Source organism: Nocardiopsis sp. NPDC101807, from assembly GCF_044766605.1.
GTDB lineage: Bacteria > Actinomycetota > Actinomycetes > Streptosporangiales > Streptosporangiaceae > Nocardiopsis > Nocardiopsis tropica.
Window position 1 is genome coordinate 1 of sequence record NZ_JBIWMK010000009.1, and the last position, 17,108, is coordinate 17,108.

The window sequence follows — 17,108 nt, forward strand, 5'->3', positions numbered from 1 at the left end:
GTCTGCTCTTCCGTGGAAGGCGTCTGCGTTTCCGCTTTGTTGTGTCTTTACTTTATCAGGTGTTCCGCGCCCCGCCAAATCGGCGGTTTGTGGTGCTGATCGGGGTAAAGCCCGTTGTGCTTCGTTTGCTTTTGTCCGAATGGACTGGGCTTTTGAAGCGACTCCCTGAGTTTACATGGCCAGACCAGTGCTCGAACCGCGAGGCCCGGAGGACAGTGCTGGTGATGAATCAGGGAGGGACCGGCCCGTCCGCGGAGATTCCGCGTCCGTCTCGCTCGGTCTTGACCAACTGTACCCCTGTGCCGGAGTCCTCGTGACGCGTTCCGGGGAATCCGTCGGTGTGGCGTGTCCCGCTCCCCCGTCCCGCGCGGGCGGAACCGGGACACACCGGCACACGTCGTCGTCAGAGCTTCTCGATCGGGGCGTACTTGACGAGGAAGTCCTTCTCCCCGATGTCTGCGCCGAAGTCGATCCGGGCCTTGGTCTTGTCACCGGAGCCCTCGACGAGCTGCACCCGGCCCATGCCGAACGAGTCGTGGTTGACCAGGTCGCCCACGCTGAGCGTCGGCGCCTCCTTGCCCGCGCCGCGGCGCGGACCGCCGCCGAAGGCGCCGCCGAACCCGCCGGCGCCGCGCCCGCCGCCGCCGATGCTGCGGCTGGGCGGGGCGGCCAGGCTGGACTCCGCCCTGCGCCAGTCGACCAGGGAGGCGGGGATCTCGTCCAGGAACCGGGACCCCGGGTTGTAGGAGGGCGTCCCCCAGGCGCTGCGCACCGCCGCGCGGCTGATGTAGAGGAGCCGCTGGGCGCGGGTCAGGCCCACGTAGGCGAGTCGCCGCTCCTCCTCCAGCTGAGTCTTGTCGCCCAGCGTGCGGGTGTGCGGGAAGACGCCGTCCTCCATGCCGGTGAGGAACACCGCGGGGAACTCCAGCCCCTTGGCCGCGTGCAGTGTCATCAGGGTGACGACGCCGCCGGTGTCGTCCGCGTCGGGGATCTGGTCGGTGTCCGCGACGAGGGAGATCCGCTCCAGGAAGTCGACCAGTGTCGGCTCCCCGGGATCGAGCGTTCCGGAGGGGACAGCGCCGTCCCCCTCGTCCTCGTCCGGCGGCTCCTCCTCCAGGAGCGCGGCGAAGGTGTGCTCGAACTCCCTGGCCACGTCCACGAACTCCTCCAGGTTCTCCACCCGGCTCTCGTCCTGGAGGTCCTTGGACTCGGCGAGCTCGGAGAGGTAGCCGGTCTTGCTCAGCACCGCCTCGACGACCTCGGCGGGCGTGCTGCCCGGCACCGCCTCGGCCAGCTCGTCGAGCAGGGCGGTGAAGTTCTGCACCGCCTTGACCGAGCGGGTCGCGATCCCCGGCGCCTCGTCCACCCTGCGCAGCGCCCTGGAGAAGGAGATGCGCTCGCGTGCGGCGAACAGCTCCACCGCCTCCTCGGCCCGCGCCCCGATCCCGCGCTTGGGCACGTTGAGGATGCGCCGCAGGCTGACCGTGTCCTCGGGGTTGGCCAGCACCCGCAGGTAGGCGAGGATGTCGCGGATCTCCTTGCGCTCGTAGAAGCGCACGCCGCCGACGATCTTGTACGGCAGGCCGGTGCGGATGAACACGTCCTCGAACACACGGGACTGGGCGTTGGTCCGGTAGAACACGGCGACCTGGCTGGGCGTGACCGTGCCCTCGTCGGTGAGCTTGTCGATCTCGCCGACCACGAAGGCGGCCTCGTCGTGCTCGTTGTCGGCGACGTAGCCGGTGATGGCCGGGCCGTCGCCCTGCTCGGACCACAGGTTCTTGGCCGGTCGGCCCTCGTTGCGGTCGATGACCGCGTTGGCCGCCGAGAGGATGTTCTGGGTGGAGCGGTAGTTCTGCTCCAGGAGGATGGTCCGCGCGCTCGGGAAGTCACGCTCGAACTCCAGGATGTTGCGGATGGTCGCGCCGCGGAAGGCGTAGATGGACTGGTCCGCGTCGCCGACCACGCACAGCTCGGCGGGGGGCACCACGCTGGTGTCGGAGTCCTCGGCCGCGCCGACCAGCTCGCGGACGAACGCGTACTGGGCGTGGTTGGTGTCCTGGTACTCGTCGACCATGACGTGCCGGAAGCGGCGCCGGTAGTACTCGGCGACGTCCGGGAACATCTGGAACAGGTTGACGGTGACCATGATCAGGTCGTCGAAGTCCATGGCGCCCGCCTCGTGCAGGCGCCGCTGGTAGAGCTGGTAGGCCTCCGCCAGCTTCTTCTCCTGCTCGGTCTGGGCCTGCTCGGCGGCCGTGTCGTAGTCGACCAGCTCGTTCTTGAGGTTGGACACCTGGAAGGAGAACGACTTGGGCGGGAACCGCTTGGGGTCGAGGTCCATCTCCTTGCAGACCAGCTGCATCAGCCGCGCGGAGTCCGCGGAGTCGTAGATGGTGAAGCTGCTGGGGTAGCCGAGCCGGTGCGCCTCCCTGCGCAGGATGCGCACGCACGCCGAGTGGAACGTCATCGTCCACATGGTGTTCGCGGCACGGACGCCGAGGAGGGCCTGGATGCGCTCCTTCATCTCGGCGGCGGCCTTGTTGGTGAAGGTGATCGCGAGGATCTCACCGGGGCGGACGCCGCGCTCGGCCATGAGGTGGGCGATGCGGTGCGTCAGGACGCGGGTCTTGCCCGATCCGGCGCCCGCCACGATCAGGAGCGGTGCGCCGCTGTGGGTGACGGCGTCGCGCTGGGGACCGTTCAGACCTTCGAGAAGCTGCTCTTGGGAGGACACTCCTCCAGGTTACGGCCGTCGGGGACGGCGGCGTCCCGGTGGCCGGGGGCCGCTCCGCGTGCTCTGCCCGTTTCGCGGGTGAAAGTGCGCTGACCGGCGGCCTAGGCTGTTTCGGTACGGGTCCCCGGTGGGGGACCGCGGTTGTCTCGGGGGGAGTTTCCTTGACCATGCGTGTGTTCGTCGACTGCGACCCGGGGATCGACGACGCCGTCGCTCTCGCCTACCTCGCCGCGCGCCCGGAGGTGGAGATCGTCGGGATCGGTGCGGTCTTCGGCAACAACAGCGTCGACATCACGGCGGACAACGCGCTGCGGCTCCTGGAGCTGTACGGCCGTCCGGAGGTGCCCGTGGCGGTCGGCGCCGCCCGGCCGCTGGTGCAGGCGCCCCGCCTCGCCGCCCACGTCCACGGCGGCAACGGCCTGGGCGACGTGGAGCTGCCCGCGCCCGCGGGCAAGCCGGTCTCGGAGTCCGCCGCCGAGCTGCTGGTGCGGCTGGTCCGCGAGGCCCCGGGGGAGGTCGACGTGCTGGCGGTGGGGCCGCTCACCAACATCGCGATCGCGCTGGGGCTGGAGCCGCGGCTGCCGGAGCTGGTGCGGCGCCTCGTGGTGATGGGGGGCGCGGTGCGGGTCCCCGGCAACGTGACCTCGCACGCCGAGGCGAACATCAACAACGACCCCGAGGCCGCGGAGGCGGTGTTCGCGGCCGGGTTCGACCTGGACCTGGTGGCGCTGGACATCACCATGAAGACGGTGGCGACGCCCGAGTGGCTGTCCGACCTGCGGTCGGTGCCGGGTGAGCGCGCCGAGCGCACGTCGGCGTTCCTGGACTTCTACGCGGACTTCTACACGGGGATCTTCGGCGTCCGCCAGTGCGCGATGCACGATCCGCTGGCCGCCGCGGTCCTGGTGGACGGGCACCTGGTGACGGAGGCGTTCGAGGCGCCGTTGCGGGTGGAGCTGTCCGGCGGGCTCACCCGCGGGATGACCGTCGCCGACCTGCGCCCGCGTCCGGGGGCCGACGACCGCCGGCCCGCCCGGGTGGTCACGGGGGTGGCGGAGGCGGAGTTCCTCACCAGGATGCTGGACTCCCTGCGCTGAGGCGCCGACGGCGGTCGCCCCGGGGGCGGCCGCCGTCGCCGTTCGCACGGCGGGTGCGCGGCGCTCCTCCGGACGGGGCGGGCCCGGCCCGGCCGGAACGCGTCAGACGAGCCGCCGGGCCGTCGCCCACCTGCTCAGCTCGTGCCGGTTGGACAGCTGGAGCTTGCGCAGGACCGAGGACACGTGGGTCTCCACCGTCTTGACGGAGATGAACAGCTCCTTGGCCACCTCCTTGTACGCGTAGCCGCGCGCGATGTGCCGCAGCACCTCGCGCTCGCGCTGGGTGAGGCGGTCCAGCTCGGGGTCGACCGGCGGGGCGTCGGTCGCGGAGAACGCGTCCAGCACGAAGCCGGCCAGGCGCGGCGAGAAGACCGCGTCGCCGTCGGCCACGCGCACGATGGCGTTGGCCAGCTCCTTGCCGGAGATGGTCTTGGTGACGTAGCCGCGGGCGCCGCCCCGCACCACGCCGATGACGTCCTCCGCCGCGTCGGAGACCGACAGCGCGAGGAAGCGGATCTGCGGGTGCTGCGACAGGACCCTGCGCAGCACCTCCACCCCGCCGCCGCCGGGCAGGTGGACGTCCAGGAGGACGAGGTCGGGCTTCTGCTTCCCGATGACGTGCACGGCGCTGTCGACGTCCCCGGCCTCCCCGACGACGTCGACGGCGTCGCCCAGTTCACCACGGACCCCGCTGCGGAACAGCCGGTGGTCGTCCACGATCACGACGCGGGGCACCGCGTCACCGTCACTGAAGGTCGTGCTCTCGTCTCCCACACCCTGGACTCTACCCACGTCGGGGGGCGCGGGGACAGCGGAGCCGGGGGTCGCGGCGCCCGTTGTCCGCATCCGGTCGGCGGGCGGCGCCCCGGGGTCTTCCCGCGCGGCTCCGGCCGGCGCTACGCCTCCGGGATGCGGGCCATGCGGAGCTGCACCTCGGTGCCCTCGCCCGGACCGGTGCGGATGCGCGCGGAGCCGCCGTGGCGCTCCATCCGGCCGAGGATGGACCCGCGCACGCCCATGCGGTCCTCGGGGATGTCGTCCATGTCGAACCCGGCGCCCCGGTCGCGGACGAACACGAGCACCTCGTCCTGGTCGACCTCGCCGAACACGGAGATGCTGTCGGTGCCCGCGTACTTGGAGGCGTTGACCATGGCCTCGCGGGCGGCGCGGAGCATCGCGGAGAGGGCGTCGTCCATGGGGCAGTCGCCCACGCACACCACCTCGATGGGGACGCCGTGCTCCTCCTCGACCTCGGCCGCGACGCGTTCGAGCGCGGGCGACACGGTGGTGTCGGCGTCGGCGGGCCGCTGGTAGAGCCAGCTGCGCAGGGCGCGCTCCTGGACGCGGGCGAGGCGCTGGACCTCCCGCGGGTCCTCGGCCCGGCGCTGGATGAGCGTGAGGGTGTGCAGGACGGAGTCGTGGATGTGCGCGGCGAGTTCGGCGCGCTCGGCGTTGCGGATGCGCTCGCGGCGCTCCTGGTCGCGTTCGCGGACCAGTCCGATGATCCACGGCGCGGCGATCAGGGAGACCCCGGCGAGGAGGGTGAAGGCGAAGGTCAGTCCGGCGCGGGCGTTCTGGAGCTGTTCCTGGAAGACGAGGAAGCCGATGACGCCGACCACGACGAGGAGGACGCCCGTCCCGGCGCGCATGACGCCCTTGCCGCCCCGGTCCCCCCTGCCGACGGCGCTGGTCATCCACTCGTCGCGCTGGGAGGGGTTGGCCTGCTGCCAGAGGATGATCCCTCCGAGCGTTCCGAACACCACGAACCAGAGCAGGGGGTCGAACACGCCGCCGAAGAGCAGGAACAGGAAGCCGAGCGCCGCGGCGAGGCCGACGTAGGCGATCAGCTGGGAGATGTCGCGCCCCTTGCGCCGGTTCTCCGCCTCGCCGGGTCCGCGCTTCTCCCCGTCCTCGTCCGCGGGGACGAAGAAGTACAGGGCGACGTACACGGCGAGGCCCATGCCGCCGACGGACAGGGCCATGAAGGCGAGGCGGACGACCACCGGGTCGAGTCCGAGGTGCCGGGCCAGTCCGGCGGCGACCCCTCCGAGGAGCCTGCCTTCCACCGCGCGGGTGAGCCGCGGGGTGTCCGCGGCCGTTGCTGCCACCGCCCGATCACCGCTTTCCGTCGTGCGGCGCGGGTGTGCGCGCCGCTCGTGTGTCCTGTGCTCCAGGATGCCCTCCCTGGGAGGTGTTCGGCATCCGGGGCGCGTCCCTGGTCCTGCCCTGGACCCGGTCAGGGTGTGTTCAGGGTCGTCCCGGATGCCGTGGCGCGTGGTTTCGGGTGACCATGGGTGGGTGAGGAAAGTGCGGTGAGCGACCATGGCTGACGATCCGACGCCCGGCGGTCCGGGGGGCGGCGCGTTCCCCGCGTCCGGTTCCCCGGGCGCCGCGGAGGGCGGGCCCCGGGCCGCCGCCGAGGCGCGCCCGGAGGCTTCCGGGCGCGAGATCCGCAAGGGGGACGAGGACCGGGTCCTCGCCGGTGTGTGCGCGGGGCTGGGCCGGTACACGGGGGTCGATCCCGTGGTGTGGCGGACGGGGTTCGTGCTGACCGCGTTCGCCGGGGGCGCCGGCCTGCTGCTCTACACCGGTGCGTGGATGCTGATGCGCGGGCCCGAGGGGGGGCCGGCGACGTTCGAGCAGATGCTGAACCGGAGCTTCCCCTCGCGTGCGGTGCCGAAGCTGCTCGCCGTCGGGTTGGCGGTGGCGACGGCGTTCAGCCTGGTCGGCGGCCTGGGGTGGTCGACCCTGGTGCTGGCGGTACCGCTGGTGCTGGGGCTGCTGACGGCGCGCAACCGCGGGGTGGACCTGCGGGCGGCGTTCGCGGAACTGCGGCAGGACCTGGCGTCGAAGGAGCCGCCGCCCGCCGCCCCGGTCTCGGAGCCGTCCCCGACCTACTACAACCCGGCCCAGCCGTGGGCGTCCGCTCCGCAGGGCCCGGTGGACCTGGCGGTGGTGGCGGAGCGTTCCGCGCACGCCGGCGGGTCCGGAGCGGTGGGGGAGGACGAGGACGCGGAGGAGGGACCCGGCGGTTGGCACGGGGGCGGCGGCTCCTCCGCCGTCGCCCCCGACCGGGACTCCGGCGGGACGTGCCGCAGGGGTGCGCCCCTGGCCTCGTTCGCCCTGTGGACGGTGGTCGCCGGGGCCGTCCTGGTCCCGGTGGCCGTGTTCGGCTGGTCGTCCTCGCTGTGGAGCGCGCAGACGGCGACGCTGCTGTTCGGCCCGGAGACGGGCGTGTTCTTCCTCGCCGGGGTCCTGGCGGTGATCGGCCTCTGCTCGTTGGTCGGCGCCTGGGCGGGCGATCCCCGCGGCCTGGTGTCCATGGGGGTGGCGGCCGCCCTGGCGCTCTCTCTGGCGTCGGTGACCGACCTCACCCGGGTGCGGATCGGCGGGGAGACCTGGCGCCCGGCCACGGTCGCCGAGGCCGAGGCGGGCGACCACCTGCTCACGGTGGGCTCGGGGACCCTGGACCTGACCGGCATCCGGGACCTGGGGCCCGGCGGGACCGCCGACGTGTCGCTGAGCGTGGGCGCCGGGCACCTGGAGGTCCTGCTCCCCGAGGACGCCCGCGTCGCGTTCACGGCGGACGTCGGCCTCGGGATGGTGGACCTCGGGGGCACGGGGGACGGCGGTGAGCTGGCCGGGCGCTCCCTCGTCCACGAGGAGGTGTACGAGCCCGTCCCGGCGTCCGGGGGCGCGGCGGAAGGTCCGGCGGACGGCGGGGCCGAACCCCCGTTGATCAACGTGCGCGCCGATTCTCGGGTCGGGGTAGTGGAGGTACGGCATGGCGAGGCGTAGGACCGACTGGGGTTCGTTCGTGGCGGGGCTGCTGTTCCTCGCCCTCGCGGTCGCGTTCGCCGTGCGCGGCACCGGCGACTGGGAGTTCGACGTGGTCTGGGTGCTGCCGGTCCTGGCCGTCGGCCTGGGGGTGGCCGGGGTGGCCCGCGTGCTCACCCGGCGGTCGCGGAAGGAGGGGGCCGTGGCGGACGGTCCGGGCGAGGCGAAGGACTGACGCGCAGGACCGCCCGGCCCCGTGGGGGCGGGGAGCACGGGACGAAGGGCGCCGGCCGACGGGGGCGGCGCCCTTCGGCGTGCGCGCACCCGGGGCGCGCCCGGCCGTGCTCCGCGGGGGCTACCCGGCGGCGGGGCGCTGCTCGGCGATGGCCGCGAACCCGGCCACGTCCAGGGACTCCCCGCGGGCGCCCGGGTCCACGCCCGCGGCCCGGAGCGCGGTCTCGGCGGCGGGGGCGGACCCGGCCCAGCCGGCCAGGGCGGCCCTCAGGGTCTTGCGGCGCTGGGCGAAGGCCGCGTCGATCACGGCGAAGACCTCCTTGCGGGTGGCCTTCGTGTCGGGCCGGGGGCGGCGGACGAGTTCGACGAGCCCGGAGTCGACGTTGGGGGCGGGCCAGAACACGTTGCGTCCGACCGAGCCGGCGCGCCGGGCCCGGGCGTACCAGGCGACCTTGGCGGAGGGGACCCCGTAGATGCGCCCGCCGGGGGTCGCGGTGATCCTGTCGGCCACCTCGGCCTGCACCATGACCAGGACCCGCCGGAGGCTGGGCAGGAGTTCGAGCAGGTGCAGCAGGACGGGCACCGACACGTTGTAGGGAAGGTTGGCCACCAGGGCGGTGGGGGCGGGTCCGGGCACCTCGGAGATGCGCATGGCGTCCCCGGGGACGACGGTGAGCCGGTCGGCCAGCTCGGGAGCGTGGTCGGCGACGGTTCCGGGGAGGGCCGCGGCGAGCGCCGGATCGATCTCGATGGCGGTCACGTGGCGCACGTGCGGGAGCAGTGCCAGGGTGAGCGAGCCCAGGCCCGGTCCGACCTCGGCCACGACGTCCTCGTCGGTGACGCCCGCGACCCGGACGATGCGGCGGACGGTGCCGTGGTCGATGACGAAGTTCTGGCCCAGGGTCTTGGTGGGCCTGATGCCGAACCGCTCGGCGAGCGCCCGCACGTCGGCGGGCGTCAGCAGGCGGGAGCGGTCGTCGGGTGCGGGTGTCTGTGTCACCCCCACATCTTGCCAGCTCCCGCCCGCTGCCCCGGCGGTCGGCCGGGTCGGGGCCCCTCCCCCCTACTCGAAGAGGTGGGCGCCGCAGTGGGGCCACTGGCTGCGCCAGTCGCCTCCGACCGCTTCGTAGAGCTGCTGGGCGCGCCGGGTCTGCTCCGAGGCGCTGGCGTCGGAGGGCAGCCCGGCCCCGCCCACCGACTGCCAGGTGCCGGCGCTGAACTGGTAGAGGCCGTAGTAGCCGCCCGCGGAGTTGACGGCGCCGGCGTCGCCGCCCGACTCGCAGCGGGCGAGGGCGTCCCAGTTGAGGCCGGCGGCCGCTCCCCCGCCCGCGGGGGGCGCGGTGCCGACCTCGACGAGCCCCTCGACGGGTTCGGCGACGACCTCGTTCCGGAGCTCGTGCGGAACCTCCTCGCCGTCGATCAGGACGGTGGCGGTGGTGACCCTTCGGAGCCCGTCCACGGGTTCGGTGAGGACCTTGCGCTCCCCCTCGGGCAGGTCGGGGTTGTCCCGTTCGACGGTCTCGGCCCGGATGGCCTTCTCCTCCGTGACGGGTTCGCCGACGACGGGTGTGATCTCGACGACCATGTCGGGCTCGGCCGGCTCGCCCGGGGCGGGCGAGACGATGTCGTGCTCGCCGGGGACCACCCCGGCGGAGAGGAGGACGTCGGCGACCGTCGCCCCGGTGGACCTCGTCTCGGTGCGCACGGTGTCGTACATGACGACCATGCGCGGCGCCCGTTCGGCCGTGACGGTGAGGCCGTCCTCGGGGACGGGGGTGTCCCGGTCCTCGGACAGTTCGACCCCCTTGGGGTCCATGCCGATCTCGCGGAGCGCCTCGTCGAGGGTGAGCGCGTGGACGCTGTGGTCGTGCCGGTGGCCGTCGAGTTCGAGGACCAGCTCGCGCGGGGAGCGCAGGAGCACGTGGTCGCCGGAGGCGATCGGGGCGTCGGGGGGCGGGGCGACGATGTCGCCCTTCCCGGGCGTGACGCCGGCGGAGTCGAGGACGTCTTGGACCGTGCCGCCGAAGGTGTGCACGGTCCGCTGGTCGCCGTTGGCGTCGAGGACCACGCCGCGGTCCATGGCGAAGGCGGTCCCCACGGCGGCGACGGCGACGGCCCCCGCGACCGCGAGGGCCATGAACGGGCGCGGGAGTCCGCCCCGTGCTCGCCGTCGGCCTTTGGCACGGCGCGTGCGCTTCTTCGGGGTAGCGGGCATGGCGGCTGCATCCTTCTCGAAAAAGGGGTGGTTCGGGTTTCTCCGGTTTCGCCCGGGTAGGGCGGCGCCGGAGCCGTCTCCGCTGATGGCGACGGCGGTCCGCGGGATCTCCACGCGGCTTCGCGACTCTCTCCCACGAGCACGGACACATTAACACCCATGGTGGTTCGCGTTTTTACTCGGCCGAAACGATTTTCCTTCTGCGGGTTTTGGTTACCCTTTTTCCTTTTCTTCTTCACCGATCTTCTGCGGCAGCGCTGTGGCGCCCCCTCCGCGGAACCTGCACAATGAACCGAACCACGTTCTAGCCCGCTCTCTCAGCTGGAGGCCCTCGCCCATGGGACCCCTCACCGGAATCCGTGTCGTCGAGTTCACCGGGATCGGCCCCGCGCCGATGGCCGGGATGCTCCTCGCCGACCTGGGTGCCAGTGTCATCCGTCTGGACCGTCCCCCGGCGGCCGACGCCATGAACGCCGGGGCCGACGGCCCCCACATGAGCGAGGGGCGCACCGTTCTGGGCGCCGACCTCAAGACCGACGAGGGGCGCGCCCTCGCCCGCGACCTGGTCGCCCGCGCCGACGTCCTCCTGGAGGGCTTCCGCCCCGGGGTCATGGAACGGCTCGGACTCGGCCCCGACGCGTGCCTCGCGCTCAACCCCCGCCTGGTGTTCGCCCGGGTCACCGGCTGGGGACAGGACGGCCCGCTGGCCCGCACCGCCGGACACGACATGAACTACGTCTCCGTCAACGGCGCCCTGCACGCCATCGGACGCGCGGGCGGCCCGCCGGTACCGCCGATCAACCTCCTCGGCGACTTCGCCGGGGGCACCATGTTCGCGGTCACAGGGATCCTGGCCGCCCTGGTCGAACGGCAGTCCTCCGGCCGGGGCCAGGTCGTGGACGCCGCCATGGTGGACGGCAGCTCCCTGCTCATGTCGATGGTGCACGAGGACCGGGCGCGCGGCGCGTGGAGCGACGAGCGCGGCACGAACTACCTGGACACGGGCGCCCCCTGGTACGACGTGTACGAGTGCTCGGACGGCGGGCACGTGTCGGTGGGCTGCATCGAGCCCCAGTTCTACTCCGCGTTCCTGGCAGGTCTGGGCCTGACCGGCGAGGACCTCCCCGGCCAGTGGGACCGGGACGGCTGGCCCCGGCTGCGCGAGCGCTTCGCGGAGGTCCTGCGCACCAGGAGCCGCGACGAGTGGGCGGCGGTGTTCGACGGCGTCGACGCGTGCGTGATGCCGGTCCTGTCCCTGGAGGAGGCCCCCGACCATCCGCACGTGCGGGCCCGCGGGTCCCTGGTCCGCCACGGGTCCCGGGTGGTCCCCGGTCCGGCGCCGCGCTTCGACCGGACGCCCGGCGGTGTCACCCGCGGACGCGAGCAGCCCGACACCGGCACGACCCTCCGGGAGTGGGGCATCGCCGACTGACCGGTGCGGCGGTCCCGGGCGGGCCCCCGGGAGCGGTTCGACCCGGGCGGCCCGGGCCACGCGCCCGGCGGGCGCGGGTCCCCCTACCGGGCGCGGATGGTCACTATCGTGGCCAGTCCGGCTGAGCGCGACTGGGGGGGTTCGCCATGCCACGACGGCTCGTCACACGGACGGCGGCGCGCTGGTGGGCGCGCCTGGGCCCGCTCGTCCTGTCCGGCGCGGTCCTGCTGTGCGCCGCCGCGCCGACGGCGGCCGCGGAGCCCCGGACGCCCGCGGCGTCCGCCTCCGCGGAGGTTCCCCGGACCGGGGGCGGCTCCGGTCCGACGGACCGGCGCGGCGGTCCGGTGGTCCTCGTGGGCGTGCCAGGACTGTTGTGGCAGGACGTGACCCCTGAGCACACACCGACGCTGTGGGGGATGGCCGAGGACGGCGCCATCGGCAACGTGTCGATCCGCAGCGCCACCTCCCGCACCTGCCCGACGGACGGCTGGCTGTCGGTGTCGGCCGGGCAGCGCGCCCTGTCCGAGCGCGAGCGCTTCACCGTGTGCGAGGCCGCGCCCGAGCCCGAGGGCGACGGTTCCGGCGCGGTGGTCCCCGGGTTCGACTCCTACGTGCGGCAGAACGAGCGCTCGGCCTTCTCCGCCCCCGTCGGCCTGCTCGGGGAGACGGTGCGGGACTCCGGCGGAACCACCCTGGCGGCGGGCCCCGGCGCCGCCCTCGGCGTCGCCGACGCCTCCGGCCGCGTCGACCACTACGCCGACGGACCGCTCGACCTGACCACGGAACGCCTGGAGGGCGTGTCCCTCGCCGCCGTGGAACTGCCCGAGCTCACCCGGCTGTACCCCGACCCCCCGCGGGAGCGGGAGGCGGAGAGCGAGGAGGAGCCCCCCGAACCCGACCCGGAGGACGTGCCGGAATGGGCGCGTGAGGAGGCGCTGGCCGACCTGGACGGGCGGCTGAGGGCCCTGCAGCGGATCCTGCCGGTCGGCTCGTCCCTCATGGTCGTCGGCGTGTCCATGGACACCGGTCCCTCCCAGCTCACCGTGGCCCTGTCCGGGGAGATCACCGAGGACGGGTTCTCCGGGAGCGAGTCGTACCTGGCGTCGGAGTCGACGCGGCGGCCGGGACTCGTGGCCCTCACCGACACCACTCCGACCGTCCTCACCGCGCTGGGGCTCGAGGCGACCGAGCCCACCAGCGGGCGGGTCTGGCACCTGGCCGAACGTCCGCCGTCGGTCGAGCAGGCCCTCGTGCGCCTGGTGGACTTCAACACGGCGGCGGTGGTCGTGGGCGCGGCGATCCCCGGCTTCTTCAGCGGGCTGGTCGCCTTCCAGCTCCTCATCTACGCGGCAGCGGCCTACGCCCTGCACCGGTACTCGGGCCGCCAGCGCGGCAAGCGCGCCCTGGTCCTGTCGGTGACGCGGATCGTCGCGCTCGCGGGCGCCGCCTTCCCCGTCGCCAGCTACCTGGCCAACCTCATCCCGTGGTGGGCCTCCGGGAGCCCTCTGGTGGCGCTGCTCGCCTGCGTGGTGACCGCCGACGCCCTGGTGGTGGCGCTGGCCGTGGCCGGACCGTGGCGCCGGAGCATCCTGGGACCGATGACGGTCGTCGCGGGCGCGACCACGGCGGTGCTCTTCCTCGACCTGTGCTTCGGGGCGAACCTGCAGATGAACTCGCCGACCGGCTACTCGCCGATCGTGGGCGGCCGGTTCTACGGGATAGGCAACATCGCCTTCGCGACGTTCGCGACCGGCATGCTCATGGCGGTCGCCGGGATCGCCCACGGGCTGATCGCCCGGGGCCGGCGGCGCGCGGCCGTGGCGACGGCCCTGGCGGTCGGCAGCGCGTCGGTGCTCATCGTCGGCTGGCCCGGGCTGGGCACCGACTTCGGCGGGGTGATCGCCCTGGTCCCGGGGCTCGCGGTGACGACCATGATGATCGCCGGGGTGAGGGTCACCCCCCTGCGGCTGGTGGCCGTCGGGGCGATGGCGGTCGCGGCGATCTCGCTGCTCTCGTGGCGGGACTACCTTCGCCCGCCGGAGGAGCGCAGCCACCTGGGGGCGTTCGCGGCCCAGGTGGTGAACGGGGAGGCCGGGACCGTGCTGGCGCGCAAGCTCGGCGCGATGCTGGGGACCCTCGGCAACTGGCAGCTCACCCTGCTCGCGGCCTGCGCCCTGGTGTTCCTGTTCGTGGTGCTCAACCGGCCGACCAAGTGGCGGATCGGGGCGCTCCAGCGCGCCTACGAGTACGCGCCGACGCTCCGGGCCGGCCTCACCGGCTCACTGGTGACGGCCCTCGCGGGGTTCGCGGCCAACGACTCGGGGGTGGCGATCCCCGCGATCGCCCTCACCGTGGCGGTCCCCCTGACGCTTTCCGCGTGCGTGTGGGCGGTCCAGCAGGAGGACCTGGACCAGACACCCGGCCGTCAACCGACCGAGAACGCCCACTGCTTGTGATCTACGCCTCAGGAGGCACAGGAAGAGCAAACAGCACGAGCACGACCTTGCGTCGCTCACGTCACGAATCGGCCACGGTCCTATGGTAAAGTCCGAGGCTGGGCGGGTCCGTTAGAGGAACATGGCACCTGCAGGGGCCCCTGGGGACCCCGGTGACCGACCGCCCGCCACACGGGGACGGCCGCGATTCCACCGCCCCGGAAGGCCACTCCTCGACCGCGAGGGGAATGCCCGCTCCCACGGGCGGGTTCACAGTTGCAGAGGGCTGGGAGTGGCCCGAAGCGACGAGCGACGCGTCCGACGACGCACCACGCGTCCTCCGCCGTCGGCGGCGGGACAGGACGCGTCCAGGAACTTTCGACCCGGGTTCGCACGTTCGACGGGCATCCGTGCTTTTCGCGGAACCCCCAGGACACCCAGGTGAGAAGGCGTTTCGTTCCCGGACCCAGCCCGGGGCACCACGCAAGGAACTTGATGAACCATCAGTTTGGCCACCGCGGTAACGCGGCGAACGCACCGGTCGACGCGCGCTCATGGAGCGGCGTACGGCCTGTCTCGCCGACCCATCGGGCACGTCCCGAATACGCCGGAGTCGCAATGCCCGACCTGAACATCTCCTCCACCCTGCACGACGCCGGACGCGTTCTGGCGCTGGACGGGGAGATCGACATGGCCACCGAGCAACGCTTCCAGGAGGCGGTGACCCAGGCCCTGACCACGCAGCCGTTCGGGCGGGTCGTACTGGACTGCTCCGACCTGCGGTTCATCGACTCCAGCGGTCTGCGCGTCCTCATCCGCGCGCACAAGGCGGCCAAGGAACAGCAGGCGCTCCTCGCCATCGCCTCGCCCATCCACCGGGTGATGCAGACACTGCGGGTGACGTCGCTCGACACGCGCATCCCCGTTTTCACCACGGTCGCCGAGGCGCTCGCCGCACCGCGCGCCGACTGACCGTCCACCGACGGGGAGCCCCGACCCGCTCCCCGGTCGACGGGGGCCGGACGGGCCCCGACGGACAACGCACAGGGCGCGACCACCGGGCCGCGCCTTTTCGTGTGTCCGGAACCGGCCGTCCCCCGCAGGGCCGGCCGGCCGCCTCAGAAGAGCAGCAGCCACACGCCGAGCGCGGTCACCGCGAGGTTCACCAGGGCGAACACCACCACCCAGAGGGTGCCGGGCACGCCGGTGAGCCGCGCGAGCTGGTCGGCGTCGGAGTGGGGAGAGGGGTTGCGCCTGCGCTGGGACTGGAGCTCGACGACCGGTCGAACGCCGGCGAAGAGCAGGAACCAGATGAACAGGTAGGCGAAGGCGGCCTGGATCTCGGGCGGGGTGAACCAGCTGACGCCGAACACCACCGCGCCGGTGGCGACGACCGACACCACCCCGTAGACGTTGCGGATCATCAGCAGCATCGCGGCCAGCACGACGATGCTGAGCCAGAGCAGGGCGGTGATGCGGTCGGACATGAGCATGAGGATGCCCAGGAGCCCGATGACCGACGAGGAGACGTAGCCCGCGAAGACGGTCAGGATCATGCCGATGCCGGTCGGCCTGCCGCGGGAGACGGTCACACCGGAGGTGTCCGAGTGGAGCCGGATCCCCGTGAGCTGTCGGCCGCTGAGCAGCGCGACGAGCGCGTGCCCGCCCTCGTGGGCGATGGTGACGACGTTGCGCCCGACCCTCCACGGTGGGCCGAGCAGGACGGCGGCCAGGGCCAGGACCGCCGCGGAGACGACGATCCACGACTCCGGCTCCGGTTGCACGGACAGGACTTCCTGCCAGACGTCACCCAAGGTTGTTCCCACCACTGCCCCCGACTCCTGCTTCGGCGTACCGTCGACGGGCCCGACCGGTTCGCGCCACGGCTGCCGGGAGACGCGGAGAACACGGGCCCTTGCCGAACTTTAGGGCATATGGCCGAGTGCTGCGGGGGCCCTGTGGATAACGGTCGGGGCGGCACGAAAACGGGTGCACCGCACCGATGAACTGGCCAAAAGGGGACGACCGTCCTAAAGTCACGACTGTCAGTAATAACTTGAATACACACAGCAAGGATCATGTCGTGAAACGTATCGCCGGACTCGCTCTCATCACCCTGGCCGCCGGTGCGGCCGTCGGCCTGGCCGCCTCCCCCGCCTCCGCCTGGGCCGGGGCAGAGGGGCCCCGCGGCTCCGAGCGTCCCGCCGCCGAGCAGTCCGGTCTCGGAGGCTACGACGGCCACGGGCAGGACCACGGCTGGGCCGGCGGACACGGGCAGGACCACCACGGCGGGAACACCGGCGCCGGGCACACGCACCCCGCCGGGGTCGAGGAGGCCGTGAGCGCGGAGGGAGCCGAGGGCGAGGAGGCCGAGGCGGAGACCACCGGGGCCGAGACCACCGACGGCAAGGCCGCCGAAGGCGCGGACGCCGTCACCGCGGAGGGCGAGGAGGCCGAGGAGGCCGAGGAGGAGACCACCGGGGCCGAGGGCGCCGAGGGCGCGGAGGCCGGGGCCGAGGAGGCCCCCGAGGCCGAGCTCGTCGAGTCCGAGCACCCCGGCTACTTCTAGCGGGCGGGGCCCGGACGCCCGCGCGGCGCCGGGCCCCGTGCGACCGGTCCCGCCCACGGCCGTCGGCCGTGGGCGCCGCCGTCCCCCGGGACCCGCACCGGATCCGGGGAGGGTTCAGACCCCGTCCCGCTCCGCCGCGGCCTTGAGGCGTTCCAGGGTCCTCTCGATGCTGCGCCCGTTGTTCGCCGGCATCCCCATCAGGACGTAGAACGCCGGGAGCCCCCGCGAGTAGTCGAAGGTCTCGGTGACCCGGGTTCCGCCCTCCGGCAGTTCCCGGAGCTCGTAGCGCCAGCGGTGGGGGCCCCAGTGCCGCCAGGCGATGAGCCGGTCCTGCTCGTACTCCACCACCCGGTTGGTGATCCGGTAGCCGACACCGAACAGACGCATGTCCATGCCGAACTCGCTGCCCCGCTCCAGCCGGTCGGGGCCGAAGTGGGTGCCGCGCACGGTGCCCGAGCCGTCGAACTCGGGGTGCAGCGCCGGTGACGCGATGATGTCGAAGATCCGCTTGGCGGGGGCGTCCACGACGACGCTCCGCGCAACCTTGTGTTTGGCCATGACCGCATCATGTCACCGTCGTCCGCCGCGCCCCGGGCGGGCCCGGCGAACCCG

At 73.0% G+C, this 17,108-nt stretch carries 14 protein-coding genes; 7 read left to right on the forward strand and 7 right to left on the reverse strand.

Annotation, left to right across the window (positions count from 1 at the left end; translation table 11 throughout):
- Positions 1-403: 403 nt before the first annotated feature.
- Positions 404-2,737 carry a DNA helicase PcrA gene (pcrA, locus tag ACIRPH_RS25120; protein ID WP_402918628.1) on the reverse strand — a complete coding sequence of 778 codons (2,334 nt, stop codon included), beginning with the start codon at positions 2,735-2,737 and terminating at the stop codon, positions 404-406.
- A 167-nt stretch (positions 2,738-2,904) separates the two neighbouring features.
- On the opposite strand from pcrA, the gene ACIRPH_RS25125 reads away from it, so the two are divergent.
- Complete coding sequence (locus tag ACIRPH_RS25125) at positions 2,905-3,834, forward strand: nucleoside hydrolase (RefSeq protein WP_402919096.1); 930 nt, start codon at positions 2,905-2,907, stop codon at positions 3,832-3,834.
- Between the two features lie 102 nt (positions 3,835-3,936).
- Here ACIRPH_RS25125 and ACIRPH_RS25130 read toward each other — a convergent pair whose 3' ends face one another.
- Both ACIRPH_RS25130 and ACIRPH_RS25135 read right to left on the reverse strand, forming a co-directional pair.
- Complete coding sequence (locus ACIRPH_RS25130; protein WP_402918630.1) at positions 3,937-4,608, reverse strand: response regulator; 672 nt, start codon at positions 4,606-4,608, stop codon at positions 3,937-3,939.
- A gap of 122 nt (positions 4,609-4,730) precedes the next feature.
- A complete protein-coding gene (locus ACIRPH_RS25135) occupies positions 4,731-5,942 on the reverse strand; it encodes a PspC domain-containing protein (protein WP_402918632.1) in 1,212 nt (403 codons plus the stop codon).
- Between the two features lie 214 nt (positions 5,943-6,156).
- Between ACIRPH_RS25135 and ACIRPH_RS25140 the strand changes: the two genes are divergently transcribed.
- On the forward strand, positions 6,157-7,632 hold the full coding sequence (locus ACIRPH_RS25140) for a PspC domain-containing protein (RefSeq protein WP_402918634.1): 1,476 nt from the start codon (positions 6,157-6,159) through the stop codon (positions 7,630-7,632).
- Positions 7,619-7,846 carry a hypothetical protein gene (locus tag ACIRPH_RS25145; protein WP_402918636.1) on the forward strand — a complete coding sequence of 76 codons (228 nt, stop codon included), beginning with the start codon at positions 7,619-7,621 and terminating at the stop codon, positions 7,844-7,846. Before ACIRPH_RS25140 ends, ACIRPH_RS25145 begins: the two co-directional genes overlap by 14 nt.
- A 120-nt stretch (positions 7,847-7,966) precedes the next feature.
- Here ACIRPH_RS25145 and rsmA read toward each other — a convergent pair whose 3' ends face one another.
- Both rsmA and ACIRPH_RS25155 read right to left on the reverse strand, forming a co-directional pair.
- Entirely contained in the window at positions 7,967-8,851 is an 885-nt protein-coding gene (gene rsmA, locus ACIRPH_RS25150) for a 16S rRNA (adenine(1518)-N(6)/adenine(1519)-N(6))-dimethyltransferase RsmA (RefSeq protein WP_267946598.1), read from the reverse strand.
- A gap of 57 nt (positions 8,852-8,908) precedes the next feature.
- A complete protein-coding gene (locus ACIRPH_RS25155; protein WP_402919098.1) occupies positions 8,909-9,982 on the reverse strand; it encodes a ubiquitin-like domain-containing protein in 1,074 nt (357 codons plus the stop codon).
- 415 nt (positions 9,983-10,397) lie between these two features.
- Between ACIRPH_RS25155 and ACIRPH_RS25160 the strand changes: the two genes are divergently transcribed.
- The 3 genes from ACIRPH_RS25160 (at position 10,398) to ACIRPH_RS25170 (ending at position 14,899) form a co-directional block, all read left to right on the forward strand.
- On the forward strand, positions 10,398-11,492 hold the full coding sequence (locus tag ACIRPH_RS25160; protein ID WP_402918638.1) for a CaiB/BaiF CoA transferase family protein: 1,095 nt from the start codon (positions 10,398-10,400) through the stop codon (positions 11,490-11,492).
- A 146-nt stretch (positions 11,493-11,638) separates the two neighbouring features.
- Entirely contained in the window at positions 11,639-13,948 is a 2,310-nt protein-coding gene (locus ACIRPH_RS25165) for a hypothetical protein (RefSeq protein WP_402918640.1), read from the forward strand.
- 597 nt (positions 13,949-14,545) lie between these two features.
- Positions 14,546-14,899 (forward strand): STAS domain-containing protein, encoded by a 354-nt coding sequence (locus ACIRPH_RS25170; protein ID WP_402918642.1) that lies wholly within the window; start codon positions 14,546-14,548, stop codon positions 14,897-14,899.
- Between the two features lie 146 nt (positions 14,900-15,045).
- On the opposite strand, the gene ACIRPH_RS25175 is transcribed toward ACIRPH_RS25170, so the two are convergent.
- On the reverse strand, positions 15,046-15,741 hold the full coding sequence (locus ACIRPH_RS25175; protein ID WP_402918644.1) for a M50 family metallopeptidase: 696 nt from the start codon (positions 15,739-15,741) through the stop codon (positions 15,046-15,048).
- A gap of 269 nt (positions 15,742-16,010) precedes the next feature.
- Here ACIRPH_RS25175 and ACIRPH_RS25180 point away from each other — a divergent pair, with 269 nt between their 5' ends.
- Complete coding sequence (locus ACIRPH_RS25180; protein WP_402918646.1) at positions 16,011-16,496, forward strand: hypothetical protein; 486 nt, start codon at positions 16,011-16,013, stop codon at positions 16,494-16,496.
- Positions 16,497-16,610: 114 nt separating this feature from the next.
- Here the strand turns inward: ACIRPH_RS25180 and ACIRPH_RS25185 are convergent, their stop codons facing one another.
- Complete coding sequence (locus ACIRPH_RS25185; protein WP_402918648.1) at positions 16,611-17,054, reverse strand: SRPBCC family protein; 444 nt, start codon at positions 17,052-17,054, stop codon at positions 16,611-16,613.
- Between the last annotated feature and the right edge of the window lie 54 nt (positions 17,055-17,108).

What these genes read in the sequence shown, in the direction of transcription:
- ACIRPH_RS25125 (WP_402919096.1), top strand. Translation starts at nt 2,905, where the DNA reads ATGCGTGTGTTCGTCGACTGCGACCCGGGGATCGACGACGCCGTCGCT.
- ACIRPH_RS25140 (WP_402918634.1), top strand. Translation starts at nt 6,157, where the DNA reads ATGGCTGACGATCCGACGCCCGGCGGTCCGGGGGGCGGCGCGTTCCCC.
- ACIRPH_RS25145 (WP_402918636.1), top strand. Translation starts at nt 7,619, where the DNA reads ATGGCGAGGCGTAGGACCGACTGGGGTTCGTTCGTGGCGGGGCTGCTG.
- ACIRPH_RS25155 (WP_402919098.1), bottom strand. Translation starts at nt 9,982, where the DNA reads ATGGCCCTCGCGGTCGCGGGGGCCGTCGCCGTCGCCGCCGTGGGGACC.
- ACIRPH_RS25160 (WP_402918638.1), top strand. Translation starts at nt 10,398, where the DNA reads ATGGGACCCCTCACCGGAATCCGTGTCGTCGAGTTCACCGGGATCGGC.
- ACIRPH_RS25165 (WP_402918640.1), top strand. Translation starts at nt 11,639, where the DNA reads ATGCCACGACGGCTCGTCACACGGACGGCGGCGCGCTGGTGGGCGCGC.
- ACIRPH_RS25170 (WP_402918642.1), top strand. Translation starts at nt 14,546, where the DNA reads ATGCCCGACCTGAACATCTCCTCCACCCTGCACGACGCCGGACGCGTT.
- ACIRPH_RS25185 (WP_402918648.1), bottom strand. Translation starts at nt 17,054, where the DNA reads ATGGCCAAACACAAGGTTGCGCGGAGCGTCGTCGTGGACGCCCCCGCC.